Origin of the sequence: Thioalkalivibrio sp. ALE17 (genome assembly GCF_000425605.1) — a bacterium.
Taxonomy (GTDB): domain Bacteria; phylum Pseudomonadota; class Gammaproteobacteria; order Ectothiorhodospirales; family Ectothiorhodospiraceae; genus Thioalkalivibrio.
The window spans coordinates 15,652-30,093 of the sequence record NZ_AUDT01000002.1; the positions used below are offsets into that span (position 1 = coordinate 15,652).

General features: G+C 68.7%; 12 protein-coding genes. 6 read left to right on the top strand and 6 right to left on the bottom strand.

Translation table 11 applies throughout. The features are described 5' to 3' along the window. Position 1: 1 nt before the first annotated feature. From H609_RS0101760 to def, 6 genes are all read right to left on the bottom strand, one after another. Positions 2-1,381 (bottom strand): sigma-54 dependent transcriptional regulator, encoded by a 1,380-nt coding sequence (locus H609_RS0101760; protein ID WP_028484166.1) that lies wholly within the window; start codon positions 1,379-1,381, stop codon positions 2-4. Next, on the bottom strand, positions 1,378-3,582 hold the full coding sequence (locus H609_RS0101765; RefSeq protein WP_018865480.1) for an ATP-binding protein: 2,205 nt from the start codon (positions 3,580-3,582) through the stop codon (positions 1,378-1,380). The genes H609_RS0101760 and H609_RS0101765 overlap by 4 nt, the downstream gene beginning before the upstream one ends. A gap of 187 nt (positions 3,583-3,769) precedes the next feature. Then, a complete protein-coding gene (locus tag H609_RS0101770) occupies positions 3,770-4,348 on the bottom strand; it encodes a DUF4390 domain-containing protein (protein ID WP_018865479.1) in 579 nt (192 codons plus the stop codon). After that, positions 4,348-5,706 (bottom strand): 16S rRNA (cytosine(967)-C(5))-methyltransferase RsmB, encoded by a 1,359-nt coding sequence (gene rsmB, locus H609_RS0101775; RefSeq protein WP_018876610.1) that lies wholly within the window; start codon positions 5,704-5,706, stop codon positions 4,348-4,350. The genes H609_RS0101770 and rsmB overlap by 1 nt, the downstream gene beginning before the upstream one ends. Next, positions 5,706-6,671, bottom strand: coding sequence for a methionyl-tRNA formyltransferase (gene fmt / locus H609_RS0101780; protein ID WP_018876611.1), 966 nt, complete (start codon positions 6,669-6,671; stop codon positions 5,706-5,708). The genes rsmB and fmt overlap by 1 nt, the downstream gene beginning before the upstream one ends. Beyond that, positions 6,671-7,204, bottom strand: coding sequence for a peptide deformylase (def, locus tag H609_RS0101785; protein ID WP_018865476.1), 534 nt, complete (start codon positions 7,202-7,204; stop codon positions 6,671-6,673). Before def ends, fmt begins: the two co-directional genes overlap by 1 nt. 142 nt (positions 7,205-7,346) lie before the next feature. Between def and H609_RS0101790 the strand changes: the two genes are divergently transcribed. The 6 genes from H609_RS0101790 (at position 7,347) to hemF (ending at position 14,439) form a co-directional block, all read left to right on the top strand. Further along, a complete protein-coding gene (locus H609_RS0101790) occupies positions 7,347-8,507 on the top strand; it encodes a LysM peptidoglycan-binding domain-containing protein (protein WP_019584257.1) in 1,161 nt (386 codons plus the stop codon). Positions 8,508-8,528: 21 nt separating this feature from the next. Beyond that, positions 8,529-9,668: a DNA-processing protein DprA gene (dprA, locus tag H609_RS0101795; protein ID WP_028484167.1), complete on the top strand. Its 1,140-nt coding sequence runs from the start codon at positions 8,529-8,531 to the stop codon at positions 9,666-9,668. Continuing rightward, a complete protein-coding gene (locus tag H609_RS0101800; protein WP_018876613.1) occupies positions 9,665-10,150 on the top strand; it encodes a DUF494 family protein in 486 nt (161 codons plus the stop codon). Before dprA ends, H609_RS0101800 begins: the two co-directional genes overlap by 4 nt. Before the next feature lie 141 nt (positions 10,151-10,291). Beyond that, positions 10,292-12,901 (top strand): DNA topoisomerase I, encoded by a 2,610-nt coding sequence (locus H609_RS0101805; protein ID WP_028484168.1) that lies wholly within the window; start codon positions 10,292-10,294, stop codon positions 12,899-12,901. Continuing rightward, complete coding sequence (locus tag H609_RS0101810) at positions 12,888-13,493, top strand: L-threonylcarbamoyladenylate synthase (RefSeq protein ID WP_028484169.1); 606 nt, start codon at positions 12,888-12,890, stop codon at positions 13,491-13,493. Before H609_RS0101805 ends, H609_RS0101810 begins: the two co-directional genes overlap by 14 nt. A 16-nt stretch (positions 13,494-13,509) precedes the next feature. Beyond that, complete coding sequence (gene hemF / locus H609_RS0101815) at positions 13,510-14,439, top strand: oxygen-dependent coproporphyrinogen oxidase (RefSeq protein WP_028484170.1); 930 nt, start codon at positions 13,510-13,512, stop codon at positions 14,437-14,439. Positions 14,440-14,442: the final 3 nt, after the last annotated feature.

Below are 14,442 nucleotides of genomic sequence, written 5' to 3' on the forward strand. Positions count from 1 at the left end.
TTCAGCTATCGGATTTCACGCGCTTGGGGTCGATCCCCAGCGCCTTGAACTTGCGGTACAGATGGGTGCGTTCCAGCCCCACCCGTTCCGCCAGGCGCGTCATGTTGCCCTCGGAGCGCTCCAGCTGCTGCTGCAGATACTCGCGCTCGAACTGCTCGCGCGCCTCGCGCAACGGCAGGTCGGGGATGCCCACTGCGCCCTCGCCCGCCTCCTCCGCGCGCTGCGGCTGCCCGCTGAGGGTGCGTTCCACCTCGTCGCGGGTAATCTCGTCGCCGGAGCCCAGGATCATCAGCCGCTGCACCAGATTGCGCAGTTCGCGCACATTGCCGGGCCAGTGGTACTGCTGCAGCCGCTCGAGTGCCGGGCGCTGGAAGGCGCGCACCGGCAGGCCCTCCTGCTGGTGCAGGTGGCGCATGTGGCATTCCAGCAGTTCCGGGATATCCTCCGGGTGCTCGCGCAGCGGCGGGATCGCCAGTGGCAGGACATTGAGCCGGTAGTAGAGATCCTCGCGGAAGTGGCCCTGCTCCACCGCCTCGGCCAGGTCGTACTGGCTGGCCGCGATCACGCGCACATTCACGCTGATCGGCTGGTTGCCGCCGATGCGCGTGATGCGCTGGGTATCCAGCGCGTGCAGCAGCCGCCCCTGGGTCTGCAGGTCCATCTCCGCGACCTCGTCGAGGAACAGCACGCCGCCCGCCGCCTGCTCCAGCAGGCCGTAGCGCACATGCTCGCCCTGCTCGCTGCCGAACAGCTCGGCGATCGCCTCCTCGCCGGACAGCGAACCCACCGAGACCACGATGAACGGGCTCTCGCGCCGCGCGCTGCGCGCATGCAGCAGGCGCGCGAAGGTCTGCTTGCCCACCCCCGGCTCGCCGGTGATCAGCACCCAGGTATCGTGCTGCGCCATGCGCTGCACCTGGTCGCGCAGGTTCACCATGGTGGCGCTGCTGCCGACCGGGTCGTGCACGGTGCCGGCATGGCGTTTCAGGCCCACGTTCTCGCGCTGCAGGCGCGCGGCCTCCAGGGCGTTGTTCAGGGTGATCAGCAGCTTGTCGATGGACAGCGGCTTCTCGATGAAGTCGTAGGCCCCGAGTCGCGTGGCGTCCACGGCGGTCTCGACATTGCCATGGCCGGAGATCATCACCACCGGGCAGGGCAGGCCCTCGTCGTCGCTCCACTCCTTCAGCAGCGAGATGCCGTCGCCGTCCGGCATCCAGACATCCAGCAGGATCAGATCAGGACGGCGGCTGCGGCGCTGGGCCTTGGCCTCGGCCACGGAGCCGGCAAGGGCTACCTGGTAGCCCTCGTCCTCCAGCACATCCTGCAGCAGCATGCGGATGTCCGGCTCGTCGTCGACCACGAGTATGTAGGCTTCGCTCATTCGGGCTCCTCGTGAACCACCGGACCATGCTCCACCGGAATGCGGATGCGGAAGACCGCCCCATGCCGCCCGGATTCCGCATTATGGCACTCAATCATGCCGCCATGCTCCTCCACGATCTTCTGTGCGACCGCCAGACCGAGACCGGTTCCACGCGGTTTGTCGGTGGTGTAGGGCTCGAAGATGCGTTCGAGGAACTCCGGCTTGATGCCGGGACCGGTGTCGGTCACCCGCAGCTCGATGTGCGGACCCGCCGGGTCGTCGAGGTAGGCAGTGGCCACATGCACCTCCATGTCCTCGTGGCCCTTGCCCGCCTCCAGCGCGTTCTTGATCAGGTTGTGCAGCAGCTGGCGCAGGCGCCCGGCGTCGCCATGGATCCGCGGCAGTTCCGCATCCAGCGTGACATCCACGCGCGAGCGGCCGTCCTGGTCGAGGTACAGCTCGCAGACATCGCGGATCAGCTGGTTCAGGTCCACCGAGGCGCGCTCCAGCTGCGGCGCCTGGGCATAGTCGCGGAAGGCGTTGACCAGGGTCTTCATCGCCTCCACCTGCTGCACGATGGTGCCGGTGGCACGGTCCAGCACCTCGCGGTCGGCTCCCTCCAGCACCTTGCCCAGGCGCCTCGAGAGGCGCTCGGCGGAGAGCTGGATCGGCGTCAGCGGGTTCTTGATCTCGTGTGCCAGACGCCGCGCCACCTCGCCCCAGGCCGCGTCGCGCTGGGCCTTCAGGAACTCGGTCATATCGTCGAACACGATGGCGTGCAGGCCGCGGCTGGAGCCCGAGGTCGGCAACCACACCGCGCGGGTCATCAGTACCTTGCGCCCGCTGCGGGTAAAGACGACCACCTGACGCGACCATTCGGCCTCCTGGCGCACCAGGGCGTCGCTGATCGCCTCGAAGAACTGTGCGACCAACGGGCACTCGTCACCCAGCTCGGACATCACCCGGGTGCGCGCGCCCTGCAGGTCGCATTCCAGGATCTCGCTGGCCGCGGCATTCGCCGTGCGCAGGCGCAGGCTGCCATCCAGCGCCAGTACGCCGGAGCGCAGATGCTGCAGCACGCTCTCCAGATAGGCGCGCTCGGCGTCCAGCAGGCGGCGGTTGCGCTCGGCCTCGTCGCGCGCCTCGTTCAGGGTGCGAGTCATGGTGTTGAACGACTGCACCAGGAAGCCCAGCTCGTCGGCGCGCTGCACCGCGAGGCGCGTGCTGTAGTCGCCCTGCGCCACCATGCGCGTGCCCTGCACCAGATCGGAGATCGGGCGCACCATGCGCCGCGCCACCAGCAGACCGGCCCACAGCGCGGCCATCAGCGAGATCGCCAGCGCCAGTGACAGGGTAAACACAAAGCCCTGAATCATCGGCCCGCGCAGGTAAGCGAACTCGCGGTAATCGGCGAAGGCGTCCTGAACCCGCAGCGACAGCGCACTCATGCGCGGATCCACCGGGTAGATGCCCTGCAGGATGCGATTCTCCGAGCCCGGGCGGCGACTGCTGGTGGTGGCCACCACGCGGATGATCAGCGAGCCGTCGGACTGCGGCTCCAGGCGCGAATACGGCTGCTCCGGGCGCACCCGCATCAGGATGTCGGAGCCCGGCGGGGTCGGCAGACGGCGGATCGGGCTGTCGGTACTGGAGGCGATGATGCGGTTGTTCGAACCGACCAGCGTCAACTCCTGCGCCCCGACCTGGCGGCGATAGTCGTTCAGCGCCAGCGGAACCAGGCCTTCCGAGACCCCCTCGAGGTCGCTCATCAGTTCCTGGGTCTCGGTCGCCAGCTGGCGCACCCGCAGATCCAGCGACGAGCGCGACAGCTCCAGCGCATCCTCCAGCGCCGACTCCACGCGCACGTCGAACCAGGAATCCACGCCCTCGTTCAGGAACTTGAAGGAGAAGTAGTAGACGACCGACACCGGCAGCACGGCCACCAGCATGAACACCGCCACCAGGCGCAGCGTCAGGCGGCTGCCGGGCACCCCGCGGCGATACTGGATCGCCATGCGCACGAGCTGATAGATAATCAGCCCGCCCAGCACCACCAGCACGGCCACATGGAACACCAGCAGCCACAGGAACACCTGTTCGAAGCGCGCCTGGTTCTGGGCCGCATCGCCCATCACCACCAGCGAGGTCAGCAGCAGCGCGAACAGGAGCCCGATGCCGAGGAGCCCCCACGGGAAGCCTCTTAGGGAAACGCTGGTCAACGTACACCCTCGCGTTGGTATCCCAGATTTTCCGAAACAAGGCGCGGTCCGCAGCCGGTAGCCATTCTACCGGCAAGGGCCGCAACGCCGGATCGGGGAACCCGGGGTACCAACCCCAAGGGGCTCGGCCGCTTTCGCGCGCGCAAAAGCGACTCGAGCGCGAGCGTGTACGTTGACCAGCGCTTCCCTAATCCAGCGACCATCGCCGCCACTCCTGTCGGGTCGTCAGATCACCGCGCAAACCGGCATCCAGCTGCAGGGGCAGCGGCAGCGCGGAATACACCAGCGTCAGCCGCGCCGCGAGATCGAACTCGCCGGGATTCTCGCGCACCGCGTCCGGAACCTCGTCCAGACGCAGCCGCCCCAGCCGCCGGGCGACCAGGTCCAGGGCATCCCCCAGGGTCGGTTTCAGGTCCATGCGCTCGTCGGTCACCGCGGTTACCAGATAGTGCCGATTCAGGGCGAAGTATTGCAGCTGGACGCGACGCGTCTCGCTGGCAAGGGTATCGCGCCCGACCCGCCGGCCGCGTTCCAGCCGCGTCTGCGCCTCGAACTCCAGCGTCACGCCGTTGGCCAGGGCGTCCTCCAGCACCGCGGGCAGGCGCATGTCGATATCGAGGCGCACCAGCACGGTGGCATCATCCAGCCACATGTGATTCGCGGCGCGGATCTCCACCGCGCTCGCCGTCACCGGCAGCGCCAGCAGGGCCAGTAGCCCGCACAGCGCCGTCAGGGGCCCGCCCCGCCACGATGAACGCCCCGGCATCAGGGGGCCTGCTTCTCCAGCAGCGCGTAATAGAAGCCGTCCCCGTCCTCGAGCCCCAGCGGCAGCGTTACACCTGCCGCGCGGGGCTTGCTGCCGGGGATAGCGTACTCGCCCTCCAGCGGCCGGGCGCGGGCATCCGCGGTCGCCGCGACGAACGGGGCGACCACCGCCTCGTTCTCCGCCGACAGCAGCGAACAGGTGGCATACAGCAACCGGCCGCCCGGGCGGAGCAGCTTCCAGGCGCCGGCCAGCAGGCGGGCCTGCTCCGCCGCCAGGCGCGGGATGTCATCGGCCCGGCGCAGGGTCTTGATGTCCGGATGACGCCGGATCACGCCGGTGGCGGAACAGGGAACATCCAGCAGAATCGCGTCAAAGGGCTCGCCGTCCCACCAGTCATCGGTGGCGTCCAGATCCGCCGCGACCAGGCGGGCGTCATAGCCCAGCCGGTCGAGGTTCTCGCGTACCTGTTCCAGGCGTTCGGGGTCGTTGTCCAGCGCGGTGAGATCCAGATCGCCACCCGCGTGTTCCAGCAAATGCCCGGTCTTGCCGCCGGGTGCCGCACAGGCGTCCAGCACCCGTTCGCCGGGCCGCGGCCCCAGCAACGGCCCGGCCCATTGCGCCGAGGCGTCCTGGACCGAAAGCGCCCCGTCAGCGAACCCCGGCAGGGCGGCCACATCGACCGGGTCATCCAGCGTCAGCGCGCTGGCCAGCGCCGGGTACGCGCGCCCCGGGATACCGGCGGCGGACAGGGCCTCCAGCGCCGCTTCGCGACTGCCACGGTGCAGGTTGACCCGCAGGGTCATCGGCGCGGGGCGGGTCGAGGCCTCCAGCAGCGTCTCCCAGTCCTCCGGCCAGGCATCGCGAATCGCCTCCAGCAGCCATTCCGGGACCGCATAGCGCAGCACCGGGTCGCCCTCGATCCGGCTCGCCAGTTCGTCCTGCTCGCGCAGGGCGCGGCGCAGTACCGCGTTGATCAGGCCCACCGCGCCAGGGCGATGGATCTCGCGCGCCAGCTCGGCGGTCTCCCGCACCGCCGCGTGATCGCGCGTCCCGAAATGCAGCACCTCGGCCAGTCCCTGCGCCAGCAGCACACCAATCACGGCATCCTTCTTGCGCAGCGGCCGATCCAGAAAGCCATCGACCAGCCCCGCCAGCTGCGGGTACCAGCGCAAGGTGGTGTAGGCGAGCGCCTGCACCCAGGCGGCATCGCGCGCCGCCAGCCCTTCGGTCACCAGCTCCACCGCCCGGGTCAGCGACTGCCCCTGCAGCACTACGCGCTCCACCGCCTCCAGCGCGCGCTGACGCGGCGAGCGCGAATCCACCCGCGAGGGCACCACGCGTTTCGGCTTGCCCGCCATCAGACCGCCCCGGTCAGGGTTTGGCCGGGCAGGTCCGCATTGCGGGCCCAGTCCGCCGCCGCGACCGGGCGGCGGCCGGGCAGCTGAACGGTCCGCAGGCGCAGGATGCCGTCGCCGGTGGCCACATCCACGCCCTCCGGGCAGGCATCCATGATCGTTCCGGGCGTTGCATTCGCCGCGACCTCCAGCGGGGTCGCCGCGTAGACCCGCAGCGCCTGCCCCTGCCAGCCGGCCTGCGCCACCGGCCAGGGGTTGAAGGCCCGCACCTGTCGATCCAGGGCCGCGGCCGGCTGCGACCAGTCCATCCAGGCCTCCTGTTTCTCCAGTTTTCGGGCGTAGCTGGCCTGCGCATCATCCTGGGGCCACGGTGCGGAGGCACCCGCGGCAATCGTCGGGAGCTGCTCCACCAGCAGCTCCGCCCCCTCGCGGGCGAGGACATCGTGCAGCTCACCGGTGGTGGTCTCCGGTGTAATCGGGACGCGACGGCAGGCGTGCACCGGGCCGGCATCCAGCCCCGGGGCCATCTGCATCAGGCAGACACCGGTCTCTTCGTCCCCCGCGAGAATCGCGCGATGGATCGGCGCCGCGCCGCGCCAGCGCGGCAGCAGCGAGGCATGGATATTGAGCCCGCCCAGCGGCGGGATCGCGAGTACGGCGCGGGGCAGGATCAGCCCGTAGGCTGCGACAATCAGGATGTCCGGGCGCCAGGCGGCAAGTTCGGCTTGGGCCTCGGCGGACTTCAGGCTCTCCGGCTGCACCACCGGCAGGCCGGCGGCCTCGGCGACCTGCTTGACCGGGCCCGGACGCAGCTTGCGCCCACGCCCCGCCGGTCGGTCCGGCTGGGTATAGACCGCGACCGGGGCATGCCCGCCGTCGATCAGGGCCTGCAGCGCGGGAACCGCGAAATCCGGCGTCCCGGCATAGACAATGCGCAGGGACTCGACGTCCGTGTCGGCCACTCCCATCAGACCGCGGGGACCGCGGTCTTGTCACCGGCTCCGGAGCGCCCGCCCTGCTTCTCCAGCTTCTTTCGGATGCGGCTGCGCTTCAGGCTGGACAGGTAATCGACAAACAGCTTGCCGTCGAGGTGGTCAATCTCGTGCTGGATGCACACCGCCAGCAGGCCATCGATGTCCAGCTCGAAGGGCTGGCCGTCACGCCCCAGGGCACGCACGCGAATCCGGTCGGCGCGCTGCACCTTCTCGTAGAAGCCGGGCACGGACAGACAGCCCTCGTCCATTTCCTCCTCACCGGAGGTCTCGAGGATCTCCGGGTTGATCAAGGCATGCGGCTCGCTCTGGTCCTCGGAGACATCCGCGACCAGCACACGCTTTTGCACGTTGATCTGGGTGGCGGCCAGACCAATGCCGGGCGCGGCGTACATGGTCTCGAACATGTCGTCCACCAGGGTGCGGATTTCGTCGTCCACCTCGGCGACCGGCTCGGCCTTCAGCCGCAGCCGGGGGTCGGGGAAGTGCAGGATTTCACGCTTGGCCATGAAAAAACCTCAAACTTTGTACTGTACAGATGTCGCAATTCTGCTAACGTTGGACCGCAATATCCGCGGAATTGCGTCATCCGATTGGGGGCCGGGCCACAGGAAGGCTCGGGGAGCGCGCGGACCTGACAGGGGACACCAAATGTACAAGACCAGGGCCACCACGACCTTCGTTCTGCCGGGCATTCTGTTCAGTGTAACGCTGTTGCTGGGCGCCTGCGCGGCCACACCCGAGAACGGCGGCGGCGAAACGACCGCCTCCGATTCCGGCACGGCGCAGGCCGAAGCCCGCCCGGCGCGCGAAGCCCAGGATGAACGCTCGACCCCCGAGGCCGAGCCGGAGATCCGCGAATCCGCGCCCGAACGCTACGTCGTGAAGAAGGGCGACACCCTCTGGGACATCTCCGCGATGTTCCTGCAGGACCCGTGGTACTGGCCGGAGATCTGGCTGGTCAACCCGGAGATCGAGAACCCCCACCTGATCTATCCGGGTGACGTGCTGAGCATCCACTACGTGGACGGCCGGCCGCGCATCACGGTCGACGGCGGGCCGCGGGTGCGCCCGACGCATCGCCTGTCACCGGAAGCACGGGTGGTGGAGCGCGACGAGGACGTCTCCCCGATCTCCACCCTGCAGTCGTTCATGTTCCGTCCACAGGTGCTGGACGAGGAAACCCTGGAAAACGCCCCCTACATCCTCGCCTCGCAGGACGAGCGCGTGATCTTCGGCCCAGGCGACCGGGTGTATGTGCGCAACGCCGAGGACACCGAACGCTACGAGCTCTATCACATCGTTCGCCACGACGGCGCGCTGACCGATCCGGACACCGGAGAGGACCTGGGCGTCGCCACCCTGCCGGTGGGCGAGGCCGAGATCATCGAGCCGGGCAACGTCGCCCGCGCCGACATCCGCAAGGGCGAGCGCGAGGCCATCCGCGGTGACCGCCTGGTCCCATACGCCGAAGAGCAGGACATGCTGTTCGACATCGGGCGCCCGCCGGCTGGTACCGAGGGCACGATCATCTCGCTGTTCGACGCCCTCAGCCAGATCGGCCAGCTGCAGGCCGCCATCATCAACCGTGGTGAACGCGACGGCATCGAGAACGGCCAGGTCTTGACCGCCTTCACCGCCGGGCGCGAGGTCCGCGACCCGATCAGCGATCGCGCCAACGAGGTGGTCACCCTGCCGGAAGAGGAAGTCGGCACCGTCATGGTCTTCCAGACCTTCGAGAAGGTGTCCTACGTGCTGGTGACCGAGGCCGAGCGCACCCTGCGCGAGGGCGACAAGGTTCGCACCCCCTGACCGGGCCTGCGGCCAGGCTGCATGGGTGATGCCGGCGCGACAGCCGCCCCGCACGAGGACTGGCTGCAACTGATCAACACCCCAGGCCTCGGCCCGCGGCGCATGCTGCAACTGGTCGAGGCCTTCGGCTCTCCGGGCAACGCCCTGGCCGCCCCCGCGGCCGAATGGCAGCGCGCGGGCGTCGACCTCAAGCTGGACCCCGCCGCCCATAAAGCCCGCGAGGCCGGGGCGCAGGCCGACCAGGCCTGGCTGGATGCCGACCCCCGACACACATTGCTGTGTCTGGACGACCCCGACTACCCGCCCCTGCTGGCGGAACTCCCCGACCCGCCCCCGGTGCTGTACCTGAACGGCGCGCGCGAGCTGCTGCGCAGCCCGCAGGTGGGCATCGTCGGCAGCCGCGAGGCCACCCCGCAGGGCGAGCGCCTCGCCACGGAATTCGCCCGCGAGCTGGCCGGGGCCGGGCTGACGGTCACCAGCGGCCTGGCCCGGGGCATCGACGGCGCCGCCCACGAAGGCGCCCTGGCCGCGCCCGGCGGGCGCACCATCGCGGTCGTGGCCACCGGGCCCGACCGCATCTACCCCGCCCAGCACCGGCGCCTGGCGCACCGCATCGCGGACCATGGCCTGGTGGTCTCGCTGTGGCCCACCGATACCCGGCCGCTGGCGCGGAACTTCCCGCAGCGCAACCGCGTGATCAGCGGCCTGTCACTGGCGACCCTGGTCGTCGAGGCGGCGCTGAAGAGCGGATCCCTGATCACCGCACGGCTGGCTGCCGAACAGGGGCGCCAGGTCTATGCCGTCCCCGGTTCGGTGCTGAGCCCGACCAGCCGCGGCTGCCACCGGCTGATCCGCGATGGCGCCCAGCTGGTGGAGTCGGCCGAGGAGATCCTGGATGACCTCGCGGACTGGCTGGGCGTCGCGCCCGATGCGCCTCCGGCCGCGGCCGAACCCGCCTCCGACCCGCTGGATCCGGAGCAGGAACGCGTACTGAACGCGATGGGATTCGACCCGGTCCCGCTGGAAACCCTGCGCGAACGCACCAAATTGACCATCGAACAGCTTTCATCCATGCTGGTTTTGCTTGAACTCCATGGCCGTGTGGCCGCCCTCGACCACGGGCGTTACCAGCGCCTCGACGCAGGATCCCCCGAATCATGAACGAGAATGTGCTGGATGTGCTCATGTATCTCTTCGAGCACACCATCGACGAGGAATCCGACGAGGAGCCGGACCGCTCGGAGCTGGAACGCCACCTGGTGGAGGCCGGCTTTGCCCGCCGCGAGATCGACCGCGCTCTGGGCTGGCTGGACCGCCTGATGAGCGAGGCCCCCCTGGCCGGGCGCGGCGGCGACGGCGCCGCCCAGCGGATCTATGCCCCGGAAGAGCAAAAACGCCTGGATACCGAGGCCCATGGCTTCCTGCTGCACCTGGAGCAAAACGGCCTGCTGACCGCCGGCACCCGCGAGCTGGTGCTGGACCGCGTAATGGAGCTGGACGCCGAGGAGATCGACCTCGACCAGCTGCGCTGGGTGGTGCTGATGGTGCTGTTCAACCAGCCCGACGACGCGATCGCCTATTCCCGCCTGGAAGAGGTCATGCGCGACGATGCCGGCCCCGCGGCCGTGGATTATCTGCACTGATTTCTCCGTCTTGCGAAAGGCGCGCGGTAGCCAACGGGCATTTCCTCCTCTAGTCTTTAGCGCCCGTGAACCCGGTCGCTGCCATGCGACCGCGATCGCCCCGATACGGAACCCGCTGCCACGGAGACGGTCCCGAGCGACATGAGCAAGCACCTCGTCATCGTAGAGTCGCCCGCCAAGGGCAAGACCATCGAGAAGTATCTCGGCCCGGACTACCAGGTCATGGCCTCCTATGGCCATGTGCGCGACCTGGTGCCCAAGGAGGGCGCGGTGGACCCGGAGAACGGGTTCCGCATGAAGTACGACGTGATCGAGCGCAGCGAGAAACAGATCGAGGCGATCGCCAAGGCGCTGAAGAAATCCGACGACCTGATCCTTGCGACTGACCCTGACCGTGAAGGCGAGGCGATCTCCTGGCATCTCTACGAGGTGTTGCGTGACCGCGGCCTGCTGGACGATCGCGGCGTGCATCGCGTCGTGTTTCACGAGATCACCAAGAAGGCGATCCAGCAGGCGATCGAGGAACCGCGCGACCTGGCCAAGCCGCTGATCGATGCCCAGCAGGCGCGCCGCGCGCTGGACTACCTGGTCGGCTTCAACCTCTCCCCGCTGCTGTGGCGCAAGATCAAGCGCGGCCTGTCCGCCGGGCGCGTACAGAGCCCCGCCCTGCGCATGATCTGCGAACGCGAGAACGAGATCGAGGCCTTCGTCGCGCGCGAATACTGGACCCTGGATGCCCTGAGCGAACGCCAGGGCCAGGCCTTCACCGCCCGCCTGACCCACCTCGATGGCAACAAGCTGGACCAGTTCGACCTCAACAGTGCCGATCTCGCGCATGATGCGCAGAAGCGGCTGACCGACGCCGCCCGAACCGAGCTTGCGTCGGTGAGCCCGAGCGCAATGGGCGAACTCCGGGTCGCCAAGGTCGAAAAGAAGCAGCGCCGCCGCAACCCGGCCGCGCCGTTCACCACCTCGACCCTGCAGCAGGAGGCCTCGCGCAAGCTGGGCTTCACCGCATCGCGCACCATGCGCACCGCGCAGCAACTATATGAAGGCATCGATCTGGGCTCCGGCGCGATCGGCCTGATCACCTACATGCGTACCGACTCGGTGGCCCTGGCCGGCGAGGCGATCGGCGAGATTCGTGGCCTGATCGAGGAGCGCTACGGGGCCAACAACGTCCCCGACAGCCCGCGCCAGTACAAGACCAAGTCGAAGAACGCGCAGGAGGCCCACGAGGCCATCCGCCCGACCTCTGTGCGCCGTCTGCCGAACGAGGTGCGCGAGCGCCTGAGCAGCGACCAGGCCCGGCTGTACGACCTGATCTGGAAGCGCACCGTCGCCTGCCAGATGATCCACGCGACCTTCGACACCGTGGCCGCCGACCTGGTCCCGGGCGACAGCCAGCACCAGTTCCGTGCCACCGGCTCCACCCTGGTCGACCCCGGCTTCATCGCGGTCTACCAGGAGGGCCGCGACGACGCGCAGGATGACGACGAGGACAAGCGCCTGCCGGAGATGGCCGAGGGCGACACGGTCCAGCTCGAAGAGGTCACCGCCGACCAGCACTTCACCGAGCCGCCGCCGCGCTACACCGAAGCCAGCCTGGTGAAGACGCTGGAGGAATACGGCATCGGCCGCCCGTCGACCTACGCCAGCATCATCTCCACGCTGCAGTCACGCGAGTACGTGGAGATGGACGGCAAGCGCTTCATCCCGACCGATACCGGCCGGATCGTGAACAGCTTCCTGACCCAGCACTTCGACCGCTACGTGGACTACGACTTCACCGCGAAGCTGGAGGACGAGCTGGATGCGATCTCGCGCGGCGAGAAGGACTGGGTCCCGGTGCTGGAGGATTTCTGGGGCGACTTCCGCGACCGGGTGAAGGAGAAGGAAGAGAACGTCACCCGCGCCGAGGCCGTGCAGTCACGCGAGCTGGGCACCGATCCGCAGAGCGGGCGCCCGGTCAGCGTGCGCCTGGGCCGTTTCGGCCCGATCGTGCAGATCGGCACCAAGGACGACGAGGAGAAGCCGCGCTTCGCCGGCCTGCTGCCCGGGCAGAAGATGGACAAGATCACCCTCGACGAGGCGCTGGAGCTGTTCAAGCTGCCGCGCGACCTCGGCGAGACGCCCGAGGGCGAGCCGGTGATGGTGAACATCGGCCGCTTCGGACCGTACGTGAAGTACGGCTCCAAGTACGCCTCCCTCGGCCCGGACGACGACGTCTGGACCATCGAGCTGCCACGCGCGCTGGAGATCGTCGCCGAGAAGAAGCAAAAGGACGCCGAGCGCTTCATCAAGAGCTTCGACGAGGAAGGCATCCAGGTGCTGAACGGGCGCTACGGGCCCTACGTCACCGATGGCAACAAGAACGCCAAGATCCCCAAGGAGACCGACCCCAAGTCCCTGACACTTGCGCAGTGCCAGGAACTGATCGCCGCCGCCCCGGAACGCAAGGGCCGCGGCCGCAAGGGGGCGTCCAAGTCGACCGCCAAATCTTCCGGGAAGACCGCATCCAAATCGTCGACCGCGAAGAAGACGACCACGAAAAAGGCGGCCACCACCAAGAAGGCCGCCAGCAAGACGGGCACGAAAAAGACCGCCCCGAAGAAGAGCACGTCGAAGACGAGCACATCGAAGAAGGCCCCGGCGAAGAAGGCTTCGACCGCCAAATCCGGCAGCGCGAAATCCGGCGATGGCGACAGCCGCCTGAGTGCCCAGCCCTCCGGCGACCGTGGATCCGAATAACGCCCCGTTGCTATCCCCCGAGATCGAACCCGTCGCACAGTGCGTGCGCGACGGCGGCGTGATCGCCTACCCCACCGAGGCAGTCTTTGGTCTCGGCTGCCGCCCGGACAACCCCCGGGCGATCGATCGCATCCTCGAGATCAAGGGTCGCCCGGCCGCCAAGGGGCTGATCGTGGTCACCGACCGGCTGGAGCGCCTCGCGCCCTGGCTGGCGCCGCTGCCGGCCGACCACCGCGCCGAGATCGACGCCAGCTGGCCGGGGCCGACCACCTGGCTGCTGCCCGTCACCGATGCCTGCCCGCCGCGGCTGCGGGGCGAACACGACAGCCTCGCGGTACGCGTCACCGCCCATCCGGGGACGCGTGCGCTGTGCGCGGCCGCCGAAAGCGCGCTGGTCTCCACCAGCGCCAACCGCGCGGGCGCGGAGCCCTGCCGCAGCTGGGATTGCGTTGCCTCACAACTCGGGGCCGGCATCGATGCGATCCTGCAGGCAGAATGTGGCGGGCGCACCGCACCCAGCGCGATCCGCGACGCCCGCACCGGGGCCTGGCTCCGGGGCGCGCCGGAACCCGACACCCATACCGACAACTGATCAACCGGGACGCAGCATGAGCCAGGACAACGTCTCCATCGACCGCGTGATCGACTACCTGCAGGGCCTGCAGGACCGCATCTGCCAGGGCCTCGAGGGCCTGGACGGCCAGGCCCGCTTCGAAGAGGACGCTTGGAAGCGCCCCGCCGGCGGCGGCGGCCGTACCCGCGTGCTGCGCGAGGGGCGGGTCTTCGAACAGGCCGGGGTCAACTTCTCCCATGTGATGGGCGACAACCTCCCGGCCTCGGCCACCGCGCACCGTCCGGAGATGGCCGGGCGCTCGTTCCAGGCCACCGGCGTGTCGCTGGTAATCCACCCGCACAACCCGTATGTACCGACCTCGCACGCGAACGTGCGCTTCTTTATCGCGGAGAAGCCCGGCGAGGCGCCGATCTGGTGGTTCGGCGGCGGCTTCGACCTGACCCCGTACTACGGTTTTGACGAGGACTGCATCCACTGGCACCGCACGGCCGAGGCTGCCTGTCGCCCGTTTGGCGAGCACCTCTACCCGGCGCACAAGAAGTGGTGCGACGAGTACTTCCACCTCAAGCACCGTGACGAGCCGCGCGGCGTCGGCGGGCTGTTCTTCGACGACTTCAGCGAGGGCGGCTTCGAGCACGCCTTCGGCTACATGCAGAGCGTCGGCAATGCCTATCTGGATGCCTACGGCCCGATCGTCGAGCGTCGCCACGCGACCGAATACGGCGAGCGCGAGCGCCAGTTCCAGCTCTACCGGCGCGGGCGCTATGTCGAGTTCAACCTGGTCTACGACCGCGGTACCCTGTTCGGCCTGCAGTCGGGCGGGCGCACCGAGTCGATCCTGATGTCGCTGCCGCCGCTGGTGCGCTGGGAATACAACTACCAGCCAGAGCCCGGCACGCCCGAGGCCGAATTGTACGAGCGCTACCTGACGCCACGCGACTGGCTGGCCGAGGCCACCGAGTAACAC